Raw genomic sequence first — 16432 nt, 5'->3', positions numbered from 1 at the left:
GATGACTACCACTGCATCGGCCATCGGCAGTTTCGCTGACGTACCACTTCATGGCGAGCGCGCTGTGGCGTCGGCCACCGAAGCGTCGGTGGAGAAACAAGTAGCAGCGACCGCTGCTGCGCACGGGTACGCAACCGATCAACTTCGATGGCAGACGCCGGAAGGTATTGAGGTCAAACCCGTTTACATCGGTGCCGACCGCAGGGCAGCGCAGGCCGACGGCTATCCGGTGAACAGCTTTCCTGGGGAGCCGCCCTATGTGCGGGGCCCGTATCCGACGATGTACGTCAACCAGCCATGGACCATTCGCCAGTACGCCGGCTTCTCCACCGCTGCCGACTCCAATGCGTTCTACCGTCGCAATCTGGCCGCTGGCCAGAAGGGGCTGTCCGTCGCCTTTGATCTGGCGACCCACCGCGGCTACGACTCCGATCACCCCCGTGTTCAGGGCGACGTTGGAATGGCGGGCGTAGCAATCGATTCCATTCTCGACATGAGGCAATTATTCGACGGTATCGACCAATCGTCGGTCTCGGTGTCGATGACCATGAACGGCGCCGTGCTGCCGATCTTGGCGTTGTACGTGGTCGCGGCCGAGGAACAGGGCGTGCCGCCGGAGAAACTGGCCGGCACCATCCAAAACGACATCCTCAAAGAGTTCATGGTGCGCAACACCTACATCTATCCGCCCAAGCCGTCCATGCGGATCATCTCCGACATCTTCGCCTACACCAGCGTGAAAATGCCCAAGTTCAACTCCATCTCGATCTCCGGCTATCACATCCAAGAAGCCGGAGCCACAGCGGATTTGGAGCTGGCATATACCCTTGCCGACGGTGTCGATTACATCAAAGCGGGCCTGGATGCGGGCCTGGACATCGATAAGTTCGCGCCCCGGCTGTCCTTCTTCTGGGGCATCGGGATGAACTTCTTCATGGAGGTCGCCAAACTGCGTGCCGGCCGGTTGTTGTGGAGTGAGCTGGTGGCGAAGTTCGAGCCGAAGAACTCCAAATCGCGGTCGCTGCGTACCCATTCGCAGACCTCAGGCTGGTCGCTGACGGCGCAGGACGTCTTCAACAACGTCGCCCGCACTTGTATCGAGGCGATGGCCGCCACCCAGGGGCACACCCAGTCGTTGCACACCAACGCACTTGACGAGGCGCTGGCGCTGCCCACCGACTTCTCCGCACGCATCGCGCGCAACACTCAGCTGCTGCTGCAGCAGGAGTCGGGTACCACGCGCCCGATTGACCCCTGGGCGGGCTCGTACTACGTGGAGTGGCTGACGCACCAGCTTGCGCAGCGGGCACGTGCTCAAATCAACGAGGTTGCCGAACTCGGCGGCATGGCGGCGGCCATCGGCGAGGGGATTCCCAAGCTGCGCATCGAAGAGGCGGCCGCGCGCACCCAGGCGCGCATCGACTCCGGCCAGCAGCCGGTCATCGGGGTGAACAAGTACCAAGTCGACGAGGACCAGCAAATCGAGGTACTCAAGGTCGAAAACAGCCGGGTACGTGCCGAGCAGCTGGCCAAACTGCAAGAACTGCGAGCCGGCCGCGACCAGGCGGCGGTCGATGCCGCCCTGGCCGAGCTCACCCGCGCCGCCGCCGCCCACGGTCGGGCCGGCGATGACGGGTTGGGTAATAATCTGCTCGCGCTGGCCATCGACGCGGCCCGCGCCAAGGCCACCGTCGGAGAGATCTCCGATGCGCTGGAACAGGTGTATGGCCGCCATCAGGCGGAGATCCGCACCATCGCCGGCGTCTACCGGGACGAAGTTCAAGGAGGCGGCAACATCACCCCGCTTTCCAAAGCGACCGAGCTTGTCGAGAAGTTCGCCGAGGCGGACGGCCGTCGCCCCCGCATCCTGGTCGCCAAAATGGGCCAGGACGGCCACGACCGCGGCCAGAAGGTGATCGCGACGGCGTTTGCCGACATCGGGTTCGACGTGGACGTCGGCTCACTGTTCTCCACGCCCGAGGAGGTGGCCCGCGAGGCCGCCGACAACGACGTGCACGTCGTGGGCGTGTCGTCGCTGGCCGCTGGCCACCTGACGTTGGTGCCGGCCTTGCGGGACGCGCTGGCCAAGGTGGGACGGCCGGACATCATGATCGTGGTCGGTGGTGTCATCCCACCGGGCGACTTCGACGAGTTGTACGCCGCCGGGGCCACGGCCATCTATCCGCCCGGCACCGTGATCGCCGACGCCGCCATCGGCCTGTTGCACAAGCTGGCCGAGCGGCTGGGATACCCGCTGGACTAGTGGCCGGTAAAACTACTCGCGTGAGTGTGACGCCATCGCGCATTCCGCCGCGCATCTGCATCAGGGCGTGTCCGATGAGGTGGGGCCGGTGACCTCCCCGGACGACGCCAAGGTCGAGCAACTGGCCGCCGCCGTGCGCAATGGCGACCGTGCCGCGCTGCCACGGGCGATCACGCTGCTGGAGTCCACCCGCGCCGACCATCGGCGGCAGGCCCAAGAGCTGTTGCTGGCACTGCTCCCCGAATCCGGGAAGGCCCATCGGGTGGGTATTACCGGCGTCCCGGGAGTGGGGAAGTCCACCACGATCGAGGCCCTGGGCATGTACCTCATCGAGCAGGGCCACAAGGTGGCCGTGCTGGCGGTGGACCCCTCGTCGACGCGTACCGGCGGATCGATTCTGGGCGACAAGACGCGGATGGCGCGGTTGGCAATGCACCCGGATGCCTACGTCCGGCCCTCTCCGACGTCGGGAACTCTGGGCGGCGTAGCAAAGGCAACGCGGGAATCGGTAGTGCTCTTGGAAGCCGCCGGCTTCGACGTGGTTCTGATCGAAACGGTCGGCGTCGGCCAGTCCGAAGTGGCCGTCGCAAACATGGTCGACACCTTCGTCTTGCTGACTTTGGCGCGCACCGGCGACCAACTACAGGGCATCAAGAAAGGTGTGTTGGAGCTGGCCGACATCGTGGTCGTGAACAAGGCCGATGGGGAACATCTGCGCGATGCGCGTTTGGCCGCCAGGGAGCTGTCCGGCGCTATCAGGCTGATCTACCCACGCGAAACAATCTGGCGGCCACCGGTTCTCACGATGAGCGCGGTGGAAGGAACCGGTCTGACACAGCTGTGGGAAGCTGTCGAGCGCCATCGCCAAGTGCTCACCGAGGCCGGTGAGTTCGAAGCGCGCCGACGCGAACAGCAAGTGGACTGGACATGGCAGATGGTGCGAGATGCGGTGCTGGACCGAGTGCTGTCCAACCCGGACGTGCGCAAGATCCGAGCCGACGTCGAGCGCCGGGTTCGGGCGGGGGAGCTGACTCCCGCTCTGGCCGCCCAGCAAATTTTGGATACCGCGCAGTCCTAACGGAATGGTAAATTAATTCCGGGTTTGACACTGGGCTCTATGAAATCCAAGTAAATTCAAGATGTGACGATAGACATCGGAGTCAATCGCCGCGCGGTTTCTTCCCACGGTGACCCTGACGCAGGCCATCGTGTATCCGGCGCTGCGGACTCTCAATTTGCGTGCGTCGTTCGAATGTTCTCCAGCATGTTTCCCGCTCGCCGGTTTGGTGGGGGAGCGTTGGCGGTCTACCTGGACGGCCAGCCTGTCGTGGACGTGTGGAAAGGGTGGGCGGACCGCAAGGGCGAGGTCCCGTGGTCAGCGGACTCGGCCCCGATGGTGTTCTCGGCCACCAAGGGCATGGCCGCCACCGTGATCCACCGGCTCGCCGATCGGGGGCTGATCGATTACGAGGCGCCGGTCGCGCAGTACTGGCCGGAGTTCGCGGCCAACGGCAAGGAGAAGCTCACCGTCCGCGAGGTGATGCGGCACGCGGCGGGCTTGTCGGGACTGCGCGGTGCCAGCCAGGAAGACCTGCTGGATCACGTCGTGATGGAGGAGCGGCTGGCGGCGGCGGCTCCGGGAAGGCTGCTCGGCAAACCGGCCTATCACGCGCTTACCTTCGGTTGGTTGATGTCCGGCCTGGCCAGGGCCGTGACCGGCAAGGACATGCGCGTCCTGTTCCGCGAGGAGCTCGCCGAGCCACTGGACACCGACGGTTTTCATCTGGGCCGGCCGCCGGCGGGCTCGCCCACGCAGGTCGCCCAGATCATCATGCCGCAGGACATCGCCGCCAACCCGCTGGTCACCTTTGCGGCGCATAAGATCGCCAACCAGTTCTCCAGCGGATTCCGTTCGATGTACTTTCCGGGCGTCATCGCGACGGTTCAGGGCGAAACCCCCATGCTGGACGCCGAGATTCCGGCCGCCAACGGAGTCGTCACCGCCCGCGCGCTGGCGCGGATGTACGGCGCGATCGCCAACGGCGGCGAGATTGACGGCACCCAGTTCCTGTCGCGGGAGCTGGTGGCGGGGCTGACCGGCGAGCGGCGGCTGCAGCCGGATCGCAATTTCTTCATGCCGATGGCTTTTCACCTGGGCTACCACAGTCTGCCCATCGGCAACGTGATGCCGGGGTTCGGTCACGTCGGGATGGGCGGGTCCGTCGGATGGACAGATCCGGAGACCGGCGTGGCGTTTGCGCTGGTGCACAATCGGCTGTTGACTCCGCTGGTGGCCACCGACCACGCCGGTTTCGTCGCCATCTATGCCCTGATCCGGCAGGCGGCCGCCAAGGCCCGCGAGCGTGGCTACCAGCCGGTCACGGGCATCGGGGCGCCGTACTCGGAGCCGGGAGCCGTCGCGGGCTGAGCCCAGGGGCGTTCTAGCGCTAAGAATCTTCGAGCCGGAAGCCCACCTTCATGGTCACCTGAAAGTGGCCGACGGCGCCGTCAACCAGATGGCCGCGCACTGATTCGACTTCGAACCAGTCCAGGGCGCGCATAGTCTGGGCGGCCCGGGTCAAACCGTTGCGGATTGCCGCGTCGACTCCGTCGGCCGAGCTTCCGACGATCTCGATTACCCGGTAGGTGTGATCGCTCATTTCGTCCCCTTATCTTTGAGTGTTGACGTCCCAAGAGGGTCCGAAGAGTCATCTTGCGCCGGTGGTCGGCGCCGGATGAGGCCCGACACGCAGCTGGCTCGGTGCAAATGACCAAGCGCGTCCAGCGTCAGGGGCTGAGGTGCATCTCGTAAAAGCGCAGCCGCGCCGTGGGCTTGCCCTGGCCCAGCGACCGGCTCCGGTCAACACCGATTGTGCGGGAGTCGATCTCGAGATTGGTGGCGCTGACGGAATCGGGCGTCTTGATCAGAAACGGCTCCGCGGCGTTGCCGGCGATGAGGCGATAGCTGACGCCGTCCAGGTTCACCGTGAAAGAGGTCAGGGGAACGAGCGATCCCATGAAAAGCCGGTCGATGAAGGTTGGCTCCAGATCAACGCCGACCAGGACGGCCACGTCCGGTCCGCTTGGTTTGGGCACCGGGACGGGCTTGCCGTCGTGGACAACGACTTCTGAGATCGGGGTGAGCGGTCCGCACAGGGGCTGGGTATGGGTGAACAGCGCCCAATGGTCTTCCACCGCGCTGCGGCGGAAAACGCACAGCAGTGCGCGCGAATACAGCGGGTTCTCCTGCACGCCGAGCCGTCCGTTGATACCGGTGGCGGGCGAGGTCGCCGATCGCAGCGACAGGACGAACTGCGGCCCGGCCGCGAGGGTGTCGCGGTTTAGCTTGTCCAGCGCCGGTGTGTAGACCGAGTAGGTCTGGAATATCGGCGCCGGGTGCCAGGCGAAGTCGTAGGCCCACACGGCTGAGGTTTCATCCGGGTCGATGTGAACCGGATCCGGCCCGATCGTCTTGACGAAGCGGCTGGGAATGTCATAGAGCCGACGCTGGCGTGCCTTGGCCTCCTCGATATGGCTGCGGGCGTGACCTGGTACGGCGACGGTTGCCAATCGGTCGAGTGCGCGCACTGGTGCCTGTATCACCCCGAGGGGGCGCAGTTCGATCGCCACCACGCCGGCAACAAAGATCACGACGACGGCGACGACGACGAACTTGGCTGCCCGAGGAAGTATTTCGAACACACCCCCCACCGCCATCGCAACGACCATCAGTCCGAGCAGGGCGGCGAAGTGAATCGTGTCGTAGCGTCCGAACGCACTCTTGGCGACAAGCACGGTTGTCACCCCGACCAGCACCACATACTTGCGTGGGATCTGCGGGCTGCCGCGAAAGAACATGACGAAAAGCGCAACGAACCAGACCAGGGTCAAGGTGACGGCGCCGCCGGCATCCAAGGGGATCGGCACTGACTGCGCATCGATGTATCCGGACACGATCTCGGAGCTGAGCCGCAGCCACGTTGGCAGGTTGCCCAGTGGTTGCCCCATGAGCGGCCAGCAGACCGGAACGGTGGCGGCGAACGCGGCGACAGTAGCGCAGTGCCGCCACCGTGCTTTCCAATCCAGCAGCAGCGACATGCCCAGGGCGATGGCCAAGACCACTGGGCCGGTGTTGAACTTGACCAGCAGCTCAAATCCCGCCACCACGCCGAGCGCGGTGGCGGTGATGAAGACCGTCGACCGTTGCGGGTCGGACCGCAACAGGGGAACACTGGCCCACGCCAAGGCCGCCAGCACGACCATTTCGGGGTACATGGTCCCCATCGCGATGGCGGTGACGCCGGTGGTCACGAACGCCAATGCGAGCGATGTCATCGGTGGGTGTCGTTGGCGCAGCGCCGCGGCGATACCCAGGAACAGCGCTGCCACGACGATTACCTGATAGATCGTCGACAGCACGGCCTGAAGCGGTGAGTAGTAGGAACTGTCCTGCAGAAAGGCCAGCGGTCCGTAGGTGAAGACGATTTGGGGTCCCCACGCGAGGTGGCGGATTTGGCCCAGCGCCACCGCGGCCTGCCAGGACGGGTCTACCCCGGTTGGGGCTTCGACGGGTACCTGAGGCCAGAAAAAGACCACGGCAACAAGTGCGGCCAGGCAACGCTGCCAGCGTGCGGAGCCCCATGTCGTCTCCGAAAACCAGGAGCTGGCGCGCTCCGACTGCGTTGAAAGCATGCGTGCAAGTTATCCCGGATCAGGCCCGCATCTCGCTGAAGACCAGGTGGGTGTGTCCGGCCGGACGTTGGTCGAGCCTGAAGAGCCACCTGTCCAGGAGTAAGAAGCGGCCGACCCATACGACACCGAAGCCAAGCACCTGGGCGAAGAATACGGCGAGGCCATGCACCGGCGTTGGCTCAGCGGCCATCGCGCGGTCGACGAGGTAGGTGAAGCTGGTGGCCAGAACGACGGCAAGCATCACCATCGTCCAGAACAACAGCACCTGCTTGTGCAGATCGCCCCCCGACGTTGCCCGCCAAACGAAGTGCTTGTTGGCGAAGAAGTTGGGAATGGTGGCCACGCCCGCGGCCAGCAGCGAGGCGATGGTGTAGTTGTGCAGCCACGGGCCCAGCACCTGGATGAGGCCCTGTCCGATGGGCAGAAACACCAGCGCTACCGCGCCATAACGCAGCTTTCTGCGCGCTGCTTCGCTGCTGGTGTGCATGATCCAGCCCCCCGCCGGCCCCATGGTCAGCCAAGTTACCTGCAACCAAGTAGGCACGGGCCAGAACTCGAGAATCCGGGCGGGCCGGCGCGGCCGGAATCCGGATCTTCACCATTCAAGAGACAAGCTCGCGGCGCGCGTGAAATGTTGTAGCGAAAGGCTGCCGCCGTCAACGGAGCCGCGGGGAGTACCGGCCTTGTTGGTTCGCGAGAAATGCCGCAGGCTCTGGCGGTGATCTCGTAGGCTCCAACACCATCCATATAGACCTATCTAGACAAACGACCGGCCCTTGTTATGGTCCAACCCCTTAACGAGGCCGAGAGCATGAAGGGGAGGCGGCGGTTCGCGTGACAACTCAACCGTCCGAACGGATCTGTATTGTCGGGGGCGCCGGCCACGTCGGGCTTCCGCTGGCGCTGGTGCTTGCCGACGAGGGGTACAACGTTGACATCCTCGACACCAACGCCGAAGCCTTGGAAACCATCATGGCCGGGCGGATGCCCTTCATCGAGACCGGAGCCGAGGATCTCCTCAAGCGGCTGCTGCCAACCGGGCGAATCAGCGGTAGCACCGATTCGCAGGTGGTCCGCAACTCCGACAACGTGATCTGTGTGGTGGGGACTCCGGTCGACGAATACCTAACGCCTCAGGCGCACAAGTTCTTTCGGGTGATCGATGAGATCAGCCCGTACTTCCACGATGGGCAGACCCTGATCCTGCGAAGCACCGTCTACCCGGGACTGAGCCAGCGGGTCCACGACATGTTCTCCGAACGTGGGATTGGCGTTCACGTCACCTTCTGTCCGGAGCGCATCGCCCAAGGACATTCGATCCGGGAATTGCGGATCATCCCGCAGATCATCAGCGGATTCGACGCCGAGGGACTTCGGGTGGTCCGCGAGCTCTTCTCCGGGATAGCCAGTGAGATCATCAAGGTCGAGCCGCAAGAAGCTGAGCTGGCCAAGCTCTTCTGCAACAGCTACCGCTATATCCAGTTCGCGGTCGCCAACCAGTTTTACCTGCTCAGTCGCGAGGCGGGGCTCGATTTCGACCGAGTTCACCATGCCGCGACCTACAAGAACAGCCGCGTCGACAGCCTGCCGAGGGCCGGACTCGCGGCCGGCCCGTGCTTGTTCAAGGACACCATGCAGCTCGCCGCGTTCAGCAACAACAACTTCATGCTCGGGCATTCGGCCATGCTGATCAACGAAGGCCAGCCGCAGTTCATCGTCAACATGCTCAAGCGCCGGGTTAATCTGCGTGACAAGACGGTTGGCATACTCGGTATGACGTTCAAGGCCGACTGCGACGACACGCGCGACTCGCTCAGCTTTAAACTCAGGCACCTGCTGATGCTGGAAGCAAAGGAAGTGATCTTGCACGACCCATTCCTCGAGGGCAAGGATTACCACCCGCTGCAGACCGTGGTGGACCGGTCCGACGTCATTGTTGTAGGCGTGCCCCACTCCGCCTATCGGGGCCTTCGGGTCCCGCGCGGCAAAGTGGTTGAGGATGTCTGGGGGTGTCTGGACGTCACCGAGCTCGACGTTGACCCGTGCAACGGGGCGAACCTGGCGGACCTGGGGACGGCGGCGGCCCGGTGAAGGTACTGGTAACCGGCAGTGCAGGATTCATCAACGGGTACGTCGTCCAAGAGCTGTTGCAGGCTGGGCACGAAGTGGTCGGCATCGACAACTATTCCAAGTACGGCAAGGTAACGAAGAGCTACGACGACCACCCCAACTACCACTTCGTCGAGGGCGACGTCAAAGACGTTGACCTGATGTTCGAGCTGGTCGAGGGTTGCGAGCAGATGGTGGCCAGCGCCGCCCGCATCGGTGGCATCACCTATTTTCACGAGTACGCCTACGACTTGCTGGCCGAGAACGAGCGAATTGCGGCTGCCCACTTTGACACGGCGATCTATGCATACCGCAAGGGTTGGCTGAAGAAGATCAACGTGATCAGTTCTTCCATGGTGTTCGAGAACGCCAGCATTTTCCCGACGCCGGAAAAGCACATCACCGAATGCCCGCCTCCAACAAGCACTTACGGCTTCCAGAAGCTGGCCTGCGAGTACTTCGCCCATGGTGCCTACGAGCAGTACGGGCTGCCGTACACCATCATTCGGCCCTTCAACTGTGTCGGAACCGGTGAACAACGCGCGCTTGGTGGCCGTGAAATCCCAAGCGGAAATGTCAAACTCGCGATGAGCCACGTCGTGCCAGACCTGGTCCAGAAGGTCGTCAAGGGCCAAGATCCGCTGCACATCCTGGGGGACGGTAGCCAGGTACGCCACTACACCTACGGTGGGGACCTGGCCCGGGGGATTCGCACCTGCATGGAGCACCCCGCGGCACTCAACGGCGACTTCAACCTGTCGACCCCGGAAGCCACCACCGTGCTGGAACTGGCAGAAGTGATCTGGCGCAAGATGCGCCCTGACACTCCCTTCCGTTACGAAAGTGATCCGCCATTCGAGCACGACGTGCAGCTGCGCTCTCCCGACGTTCACAAAGCGACCCAGGTACTCGGCTTCGAGGCGACGACTACGCTTGACGCCATGCTCGACGAAGTCATCCCGTGGATCGTGAACGCGGTTGAGGCCGGGACGATCTGACGTGTATTGGTGCTACCCACGAGGACGCCATGCGCATCGCAGGTGAACCCGACCTGCAGCAGCTCTATCGCAATCGCTTTGGCCACGCCCGCGAATCGCGTGCCGCCATTTGGGCCGTACTAGTTCGCGATTTCTTTCAAGCGTGGGTCAGGCGCAGCGACACGGTGCTCGATCTCGGCTGTGGTTACGGCGAGTTCCTCAATCATGTCTGCGCCGCACGTCGGATCGGTGTCGATCTGAATCCCGACAGCGCCGACATGCTCGAGCCCGGCATCGAGTTCCACGGCGGGCGGGCCGATGATCTCAGCTTCTTGGCCGACGAGTCGGTGGATGTGGTTTTCACCAGCAACCTGCTCGAGCACCTGCAGAGCAAGGCCGAGGTGGAGCGCACCACCGCTGAGGCACACCGTGTGCTCAAGCCCGGGGGGCACCTCATAGCGATGGGGCCCAATATTCGCTTTCTCAGTGGCGACTATTGGGATTTCTGGGACCACACGGTGCCGATCAGCGACCGTTCGCTCATTGAGGTGCTCGAATCCCAGCATCTGAGGATCGTCGACGACTACGACCGGTTCTTGCCCTATACGACGAGGTCGCCCTGGCCGCAGGCGCCAATCTTGGTGCGGCAGTACCTGCGTTCCCGGGCGGCGTGGCCGATTTTCGGCAAGCAGTTCGTGATTCGTGCCCGCAAAGAACGAACCGACCTCGACGACGAGCGCCTGATCAGCGTGGTGATCCCGGTCTACAACGAGGGCGAGAACATTCAAGTCTGCGTCCGCAGATTGACCGAGGCGTTGTCGGACGTGCCCCACGAATTACTCGTCTGCTACGACTTCGACGAGGACACGACGTTACCGGCGCTCGCGGCGATGCCAGACAAGCCGGGGACGCTGCGGTTGGTCCGCAACTCCATCGGCAAGGGCGTGGCCAATGCCCTGATCGCCGGCTTTGCGGCGGCCCGTGGGGACGTCGTCGTGACCAGCATGGCCGACCTGTCTGATCCGCCGTCGGTGATTCCGTTGATGGCAGCCAAGATTCGCGACGAGGGAGCCGACATCGTCAGCGGTTCGCGGTACATGCCCGGCGGCTCGCAGACCGGCGGGCCCCGGTTGAAGACGCTGATGTCGAGGACGGCCGGGCTCAGCCTGCATTACGTGGGCAGGGTGCCCACCCATGATGCGACGACCAACTTCCGCGGATACAGCCGGCGTTTCCTCGATGAAGTTCCAGTGGAGAGCATCAAGGGGTTTGAGGTGGGTTTGGAACTCACCACGAAGGCGCACTTGATGGGCTTTCGCGTCGATGAGGTGCCCAGCAGCTGGGAAGACCGGACCGCCGGCACCAGCAAGTTCGACCTGGTCGGCTGGTTGCCCTCGTATCTGCACTGGTACGGGTTGGCGATGCGGGGTCCGGTGTTGCGCGGGACCACCGGCTCGCTGGCCGCGCTCGGGGCCATGTGGCTCGCGCGCCGGCGCCGCTGTGTTGATGCTCAGCAGAGCCGAAAGACATTGCCGTCGAAGTGAATCGGAGTACGCAGGAATGCCGGCCCGCGCGGCCGCAGGCTCCTGGCCGTGCGCACCTGAACTGCTCCACGGGTGGACTTGCTCCGTGACGACATTGGTGAATGCGAGCGCGCGCGCACTGGCGGCGCGGGCGCTTGGCGAGGACCGAGTGCTTGTCACCGGCGCATCGGGCTGGCTCGGGCGCACCGCACTGGATCTGCTGGCCCCGCTGGGCCTGCCCACGCTGGCCCTGGCCAGCCGGGCCCGGACCATTCGGGTCGGGGATCGCGACATCGATTGCCGGGTATGGGACGAGCGGGAAGTGGCCTCCTTTGCGCCCACGGTCGTGCTGGACTGTGCGTTTCTTACGCGCGACCTAGTCGCCGGCATGCCGCTGGGCGAATATGTTGGCGCCAACCGTGCCCTCACCGAGCGCCTGGTCTACGCGACACAGCTACCCGACGTCCGGCTCGCGCTCACGGTCTCCAGCGGTGCGGCGGTCTATCCGCGGGACGCGCTGATGGACCCGATCGAGGACAACCCGTATGGCTACCTCAAGCGCGAGGCCGAGCAGCGCCTGGCGCAGGCCGCTGCCGAGGCCGGGACGGTGCCCGCGGTCCTGCGGGCCTGGAGTATCTCGGGTGCTCACGTGCAGAAGCCGGAGGCCTACGCGCTGGGGTCGATGATCCGGGCAGCCAGTTCGGGGGCGATCCGGATCACCGCCCGCCGCCCGGTATTCCGTCGGTATTCCCTAGCTGAAGAGCTGCTGGCGGTGGCGATCGCCGAGGGCGGGATTGGCCCGGTCACCATCGACAGCGGCGGCGAGCTGGTGGAGATGGCCGAGCTTGCCGCGCGGGTCGCCGCGGTGGTGCGCCCCGATGCGGTGATCAGCCGCGACGAGATCGATCCCCGCAATCCGGATCAATACCATTCTGACGGCCGGGATTGGCAGCGGCTGTGCCAGAAGTGGGATTTGGCTAGCGCACCCCTTGATCGTCAGATCGAGATCACCGCCCGCGGAGTGCTTGGTATGGCCTAAGCAGTTTCGGCGCAGAGTTGGCGAGATTGCCGGGGATGGTCACTTTTTCGATTATGCAATGTGTGGCGTGTTCGATTGCCTGAGCCGGCGGCGAGGAGCTGAAATATCTTCAGCGGGGGCGTTTTTCGGGTAATCCGCCAATGGTCGATATCGAGACCGGCAAATGCGAACAGTCAAAGTGATCATCGAGTTCTCGATCGGCGAATCCAACGAGTCCAAAACCGCCGCCATGCCCGTGTGCCCTCGGTATGATCCCAGGGCTCCGGCGTTGTTGATTAGCAGGCTTGTGAGCTGGGTTGATGATCTTTGGTGCCGCGCTATTGGGGCCGGAGTGTAGGCACGGGCTATCTGGAGAACGATCGAGTTGGTTACTGTTCGTCGTTGGTCTGGAGTTGCCCGTGCCTACCGTTTCAGTATTGCCTGTGTCGTCGGTTCCAGAGGTGTTCGACCGCTGGAGTCCTGGTGAGCGCAGCGAGCTCATCGGATCGGAGTTTCTCGGTGTGTTGGCCTCGGTGCCAGACCCGAGGGACCCACGCGGTCGGAGGTATTCGCTGATGGCTTTGTTGGCGATCGCGGTTCTGGCCACTGCCGCGGGGATGCGCGGCTATGCTGGTTTTGCCACATGGGCGGCCACCGCTCCCGATGATGTGTTGGCCTAATTAGGGGTCCGGTTCCGGCGGCCCAGTGAGAAGACCTTCCGCGCTGTTTTGTCTCGGCTAGACCCCGCCGACCTCAACGCCAGGATGGGCAGTTACTTCACTGCACACGTGGCCAGCAGCGACCCCAGTGGATTGGTGCCGATCGCGTTGGACGGCAAGATGCTGCGTGGTGCCTTTACGCGCCAAAGCGACAGCCACGCATCTCGTGTCGGTGTTCGCCCACCGTGCCCGATTGGTGCTCGGTCAACTCGCTGTCGCCGAGAAAAGCAATGAAATTCCCTGCGTACGTGCCCTGCTCACGCTGCTGCCGGGTAGCTTGCGGTGGCTGGTCACCGTGGATGCGATGCATACCCAGGTCGTCACCGCGAAGTTGATCTGCGCCACCTTGAAGTCGCACTACCTGATGATCGTCAAGTCCAACCAAGCCAAAATACTTGCGCGTATCACCGCGCTGCCCTGGGCCGAGGTGCCCACAGCCGCTACCGACGACTCCCGCGGCCACGGCCGTGTCGAGACCCGCACCCTGCAAATCATCACCGCTGCACGAGGAATCGGCTTCCCCTACGCAAAACAAATCATCCGGATCACTCGTGAACGCTTGATCACCGCCACCGACCAGCGCAGCGTGGAGGTGGTCTATGCCATCTACAGCCTGCCGTTCGAGCACGCCCGCCCTACCGCGATCATGACCTGGATGCGTCAACACTGGGGAATCGAGAACAGCCTGCACTGGATACGCGACGTCACCTTCGACGAAGACCATCAAAGGGCACATACCGGAAACGGCGCACAGGTCCTAGCAACGCTACGCAACACCGCGATCAATCTGCACCGCCTCAACGGCGCCGACAACATCGCCGAAGCCTGCCGGATCACCGCTTTGACCGCCAACCGCCGCCTAGACCTCCTCAATCCACAATTCCCCAGCTCACAAGCCTGCTAATCAACAACGCCGGAGCCCTGGGGGAAAGGCTACCGACTCCCAAAATTTCGGAAAAATTTTACCACCGAATCATGCCTTCTACAATGCGGGGTGCGAAAAGTGGTGATGTGGTTCGTCTTTTCGGCGCCCGACCATGAAGCTTTGTGTTACGTCATTCGCCACTTTTCTGCACCCATTTGGGAAGTGCTGTATACCCGGGTTCCGGATCGAATTTTCCTGGATTTTCCGCGGTGGGCGGCTCGGCGCCCACCGGTGGCGGTGCGTCGTGTTCCTCGGGGTGCGCTGTTTGGGGCGGTATCGCATCGCCATTGCGGCGGCATTGCACCGGCGTTGCACGCCGATTGCACCGTCGACGTGCACGACATCGTCGGAGCGGTGACTGCCAACATGGCTGCTACACCGCAACAAGATTTGCCCAATCCTCCGCGGCAGCACAACGTGCGCACTAGTCTACCGATTAGGGGGGTGCGTTGGGCACCCGCTCTTGCGGAGTTTTCGGATCCGAATGGAGAGCACACGTGAGTCGACCTGTGGAGGTTCCGCGGGACCTGATCACGGCGTTCCGGCAGCAGATCCACGGACTGACGGAGCAGTCTGAGCGCACGCTCCTGCTCGGCATCGTGCTGTGGACATCGGTGGTGTCGCTGGTGACGGGGTTCATCTACGTCGAGTACTTCTCTATCGACGTGTTCAGCTCGCTGCTCTATGTTCCGCAGGACTGCTGGCTTCATTGGGACATGAACGTCGGCCGGCACTGCTTCAGTGATTATGCGTGGCAAGCGACCGCTGCGCTCCGGCCGGACCCTTGGGAACATCTGGGGCCACCGAACTGGCCGGGCAACCCCTACCAGCCAGCGGCCATGGTGCCATTCCTGATTTTCGGGCTCCTCGGTAAGTGGTTGCACTGGCCGCAGCTGGGACTGTTCTGCTACCTGATGACTTTGGTGGTCGCGGTTCTCACCCCAGCCCTGTGGGCCGTCCGGGGCGCGCGTGGTCTCGAGCGCCTGGTGACGTTCTTGGCGTTGGGTGTGGCCGCGATCCCGGCATGGGTCGCCGTCGATCGGGGCAACTCCACCGGGTTCCTGGCGCCTATCGCACTGGTTTTCCTGGTGGCGCTATGCCGCCAGCGCTGGGGCCTGGTCACTGGGATGGTGATTCTGGCCGCCCTGCTCAAACCGCAGCTCGTTGTGCTCGCCGTCGTGCTGTTCGCGGCACGAAAGTGGCGGTTGGGTGGGATCGCGGTGGTCGGTGCCGTGGTAGCGAACCTGAGCGCGTATCTGCTGTGGCCGAGTAACTTCCCGGGGACGATCACACAGTCGATCCACAATGCCCTGGGCTACGGCGCCTTTAGCGAGGCAATCAGCGTCGGAAATGTGTCCTTCGGCAAGGCCCTGTTGTGGATCCCCGACGGGTTGAAGGTTCTCGAGACCGGCGGCACCTTGCCGGATGGCTACCTTGGCGGTCTGCGTGGCCTGATCGGGTATGGCGTTCTGGCGCTGGTCGTCGGGGCGGTGATGGTCCTCGGGCGGCGCATTCCGCCGGTCATGGTGGGCATCGTGCTGTTGGCCGCCGCCTCACTTTTCCCAGCCGTGACGTACCGCTACTACCTGGTGTTCGTCTTGGCGGTCGCAGCGCTGATCGTCCGGGACCCCGAGGGGCCGCCTGGGGCGGGAATTTTCGATCGCATCGGCCACGGTCGTCGGGCCGTCGGTGTCAGCGTCAGCGTCGCTACGGCCTTCAGCATTGCCCACATCGCCGTCCCCGGCCCATCTTTCCCAGTGCCGGTTGCGGGCGAGCCCGGAGTGCTCACAGCGTTTGGCACAAGTCCGGTCATCACGACCACGGCGGTGGTCACGCCGGCTTTGTGGTTGCTCGCGTGCGCGGTGATCATTGTGTCGTACGCGCGCAGACCGGTTCGCGACGTCTCCGAAGATCCGTCCCCCGTATCGGTATCGGAGGAAATCGGGCCGGTGGTATCGGCCCGAGAAGCGGCGGAAAATGCGAATGAGACTGTGAGCGACGCTCAAAAGCTTTCTGCCATCGCCAGAAATCTTCAATCCGCTTCGGAGGCTAGGCAACTGCGGTAGCTACCGTGGGCGCGCCGGGGCGTTTGCCGGGCGTGCCGATATTTCCGGATCCCTAGATTCGACCGGCAAGTACGGCCAACCCACGCAGGGCCATGTCACCTTCGGGGGCAACCCGCGCCGGCAGTTGCAGGGACGTCTGA

Annotated in this window: 11 protein-coding genes and 1 pseudogene; 9 read left to right on the top strand and 3 right to left on the bottom strand. The window is 63.7% G+C overall.

What is annotated here, in order from left to right:
- Nucleotide 1 precedes the first annotated feature (1 nt).
- The 3 genes from scpA to lipL all read left to right on the top strand — a co-directional run bounded on the left by scpA (nucleotide 2) and on the right by lipL (nucleotide 4691).
- Nucleotides 2–2263 (top strand): methylmalonyl-CoA mutase, encoded by a 2262-nt coding sequence (scpA, locus tag CKW46_RS18225; protein WP_482052231.1) that lies wholly within the window; start codon nucleotides 2–4, stop codon nucleotides 2261–2263.
- An 88-nt stretch (nucleotides 2264–2351) separates the two neighbouring features.
- Nucleotides 2352–3341 carry a methylmalonyl Co-A mutase-associated GTPase MeaB gene (meaB, locus tag CKW46_RS18220; protein WP_015356067.1) on the top strand — a complete coding sequence of 330 codons (990 nt, stop codon included), beginning with the start codon at nucleotides 2352–2354 and terminating at the stop codon, nucleotides 3339–3341.
- A gap of 63 nt (nucleotides 3342–3404) precedes the next feature.
- A complete protein-coding gene (lipL, locus tag CKW46_RS18215; RefSeq protein ID WP_117436021.1) occupies nucleotides 3405–4691 on the top strand; it encodes an esterase/beta-lactamase LipL in 1287 nt (428 codons plus the stop codon).
- A 19-nt stretch (nucleotides 4692–4710) separates the two neighbouring features.
- On the opposite strand, the gene CKW46_RS18210 is transcribed toward lipL, so the two are convergent.
- The 3 genes from CKW46_RS18210 to CKW46_RS18200 form a co-directional block, all read right to left on the bottom strand.
- On the bottom strand, nucleotides 4711–4923 hold the full coding sequence (locus tag CKW46_RS18210; RefSeq protein ID WP_011739649.1) for a dodecin: 213 nt from the start codon (nucleotides 4921–4923) through the stop codon (nucleotides 4711–4713).
- A gap of 127 nt (nucleotides 4924–5050) precedes the next feature.
- Entirely contained in the window at nucleotides 5051–6955 is a 1905-nt protein-coding gene (locus tag CKW46_RS18205) for a hypothetical protein (RefSeq protein ID WP_499018071.1), read from the bottom strand.
- Between the two features lie 19 nt (nucleotides 6956–6974).
- Complete coding sequence (locus CKW46_RS18200; protein WP_238559376.1) at nucleotides 6975–7442, bottom strand: GtrA family protein; 468 nt, start codon at nucleotides 7440–7442, stop codon at nucleotides 6975–6977.
- A gap of 347 nt (nucleotides 7443–7789) precedes the next feature.
- Here CKW46_RS18200 and CKW46_RS18195 point away from each other — a divergent pair, with 347 nt between their 5' ends.
- The 6 genes and pseudogenes from CKW46_RS18195 (at nucleotide 7790) to CKW46_RS18170 (ending at nucleotide 16292) form a co-directional block, all read left to right on the top strand.
- Nucleotides 7790–9046, top strand: a complete 1257-nt coding sequence (locus CKW46_RS18195; protein WP_117436023.1) for a nucleotide sugar dehydrogenase — start codon at nucleotides 7790–7792, stop codon at nucleotides 9044–9046.
- Nucleotides 9043–10062, top strand: coding sequence for an NAD-dependent epimerase/dehydratase family protein (locus tag CKW46_RS18190; protein WP_012394060.1), 1020 nt, complete (start codon nucleotides 9043–9045; stop codon nucleotides 10060–10062). The genes CKW46_RS18195 and CKW46_RS18190 overlap by 4 nt, the downstream gene beginning before the upstream one ends.
- Before the next feature lie 29 nt (nucleotides 10063–10091).
- Nucleotides 10092–11585 (top strand): glycosyltransferase, encoded by a 1494-nt coding sequence (locus CKW46_RS18185; protein ID WP_015356061.1) that lies wholly within the window; start codon nucleotides 10092–10094, stop codon nucleotides 11583–11585.
- Nucleotides 11586–11670: 85 nt separating this feature from the next.
- Nucleotides 11671–12603, top strand: coding sequence for an NAD-dependent epimerase/dehydratase family protein (locus CKW46_RS18180; RefSeq protein WP_041299295.1), 933 nt, complete (start codon nucleotides 11671–11673; stop codon nucleotides 12601–12603).
- A gap of 398 nt (nucleotides 12604–13001) precedes the next feature.
- Nucleotides 13002–14205, top strand: a pseudogene (locus CKW46_RS18175) (ISAs1-like element IS2404/ISMul1 family transposase).
- Nucleotides 14206–14723: 518 nt separating this feature from the next.
- The gene (locus CKW46_RS18170) at nucleotides 14724–16292 is read left to right on the top strand and encodes a glycosyltransferase family 87 protein (protein WP_482052229.1); all 1569 of its coding nucleotides are present in this window, start codon (nucleotides 14724–14726) and stop codon (nucleotides 16290–16292) included.
- Nucleotides 16293–16432 lie beyond the last annotated feature (140 nt).

This window comes from Mycobacterium liflandii, assembly GCF_022354805.1.
Lineage (GTDB): Bacteria > Actinomycetota > Actinomycetes > Mycobacteriales > Mycobacteriaceae > Mycobacterium > Mycobacterium marinum.
Note: the sequence above shows the minus strand (reverse complement) of the source record. Positions and strands in the feature narration are given on the sequence as shown.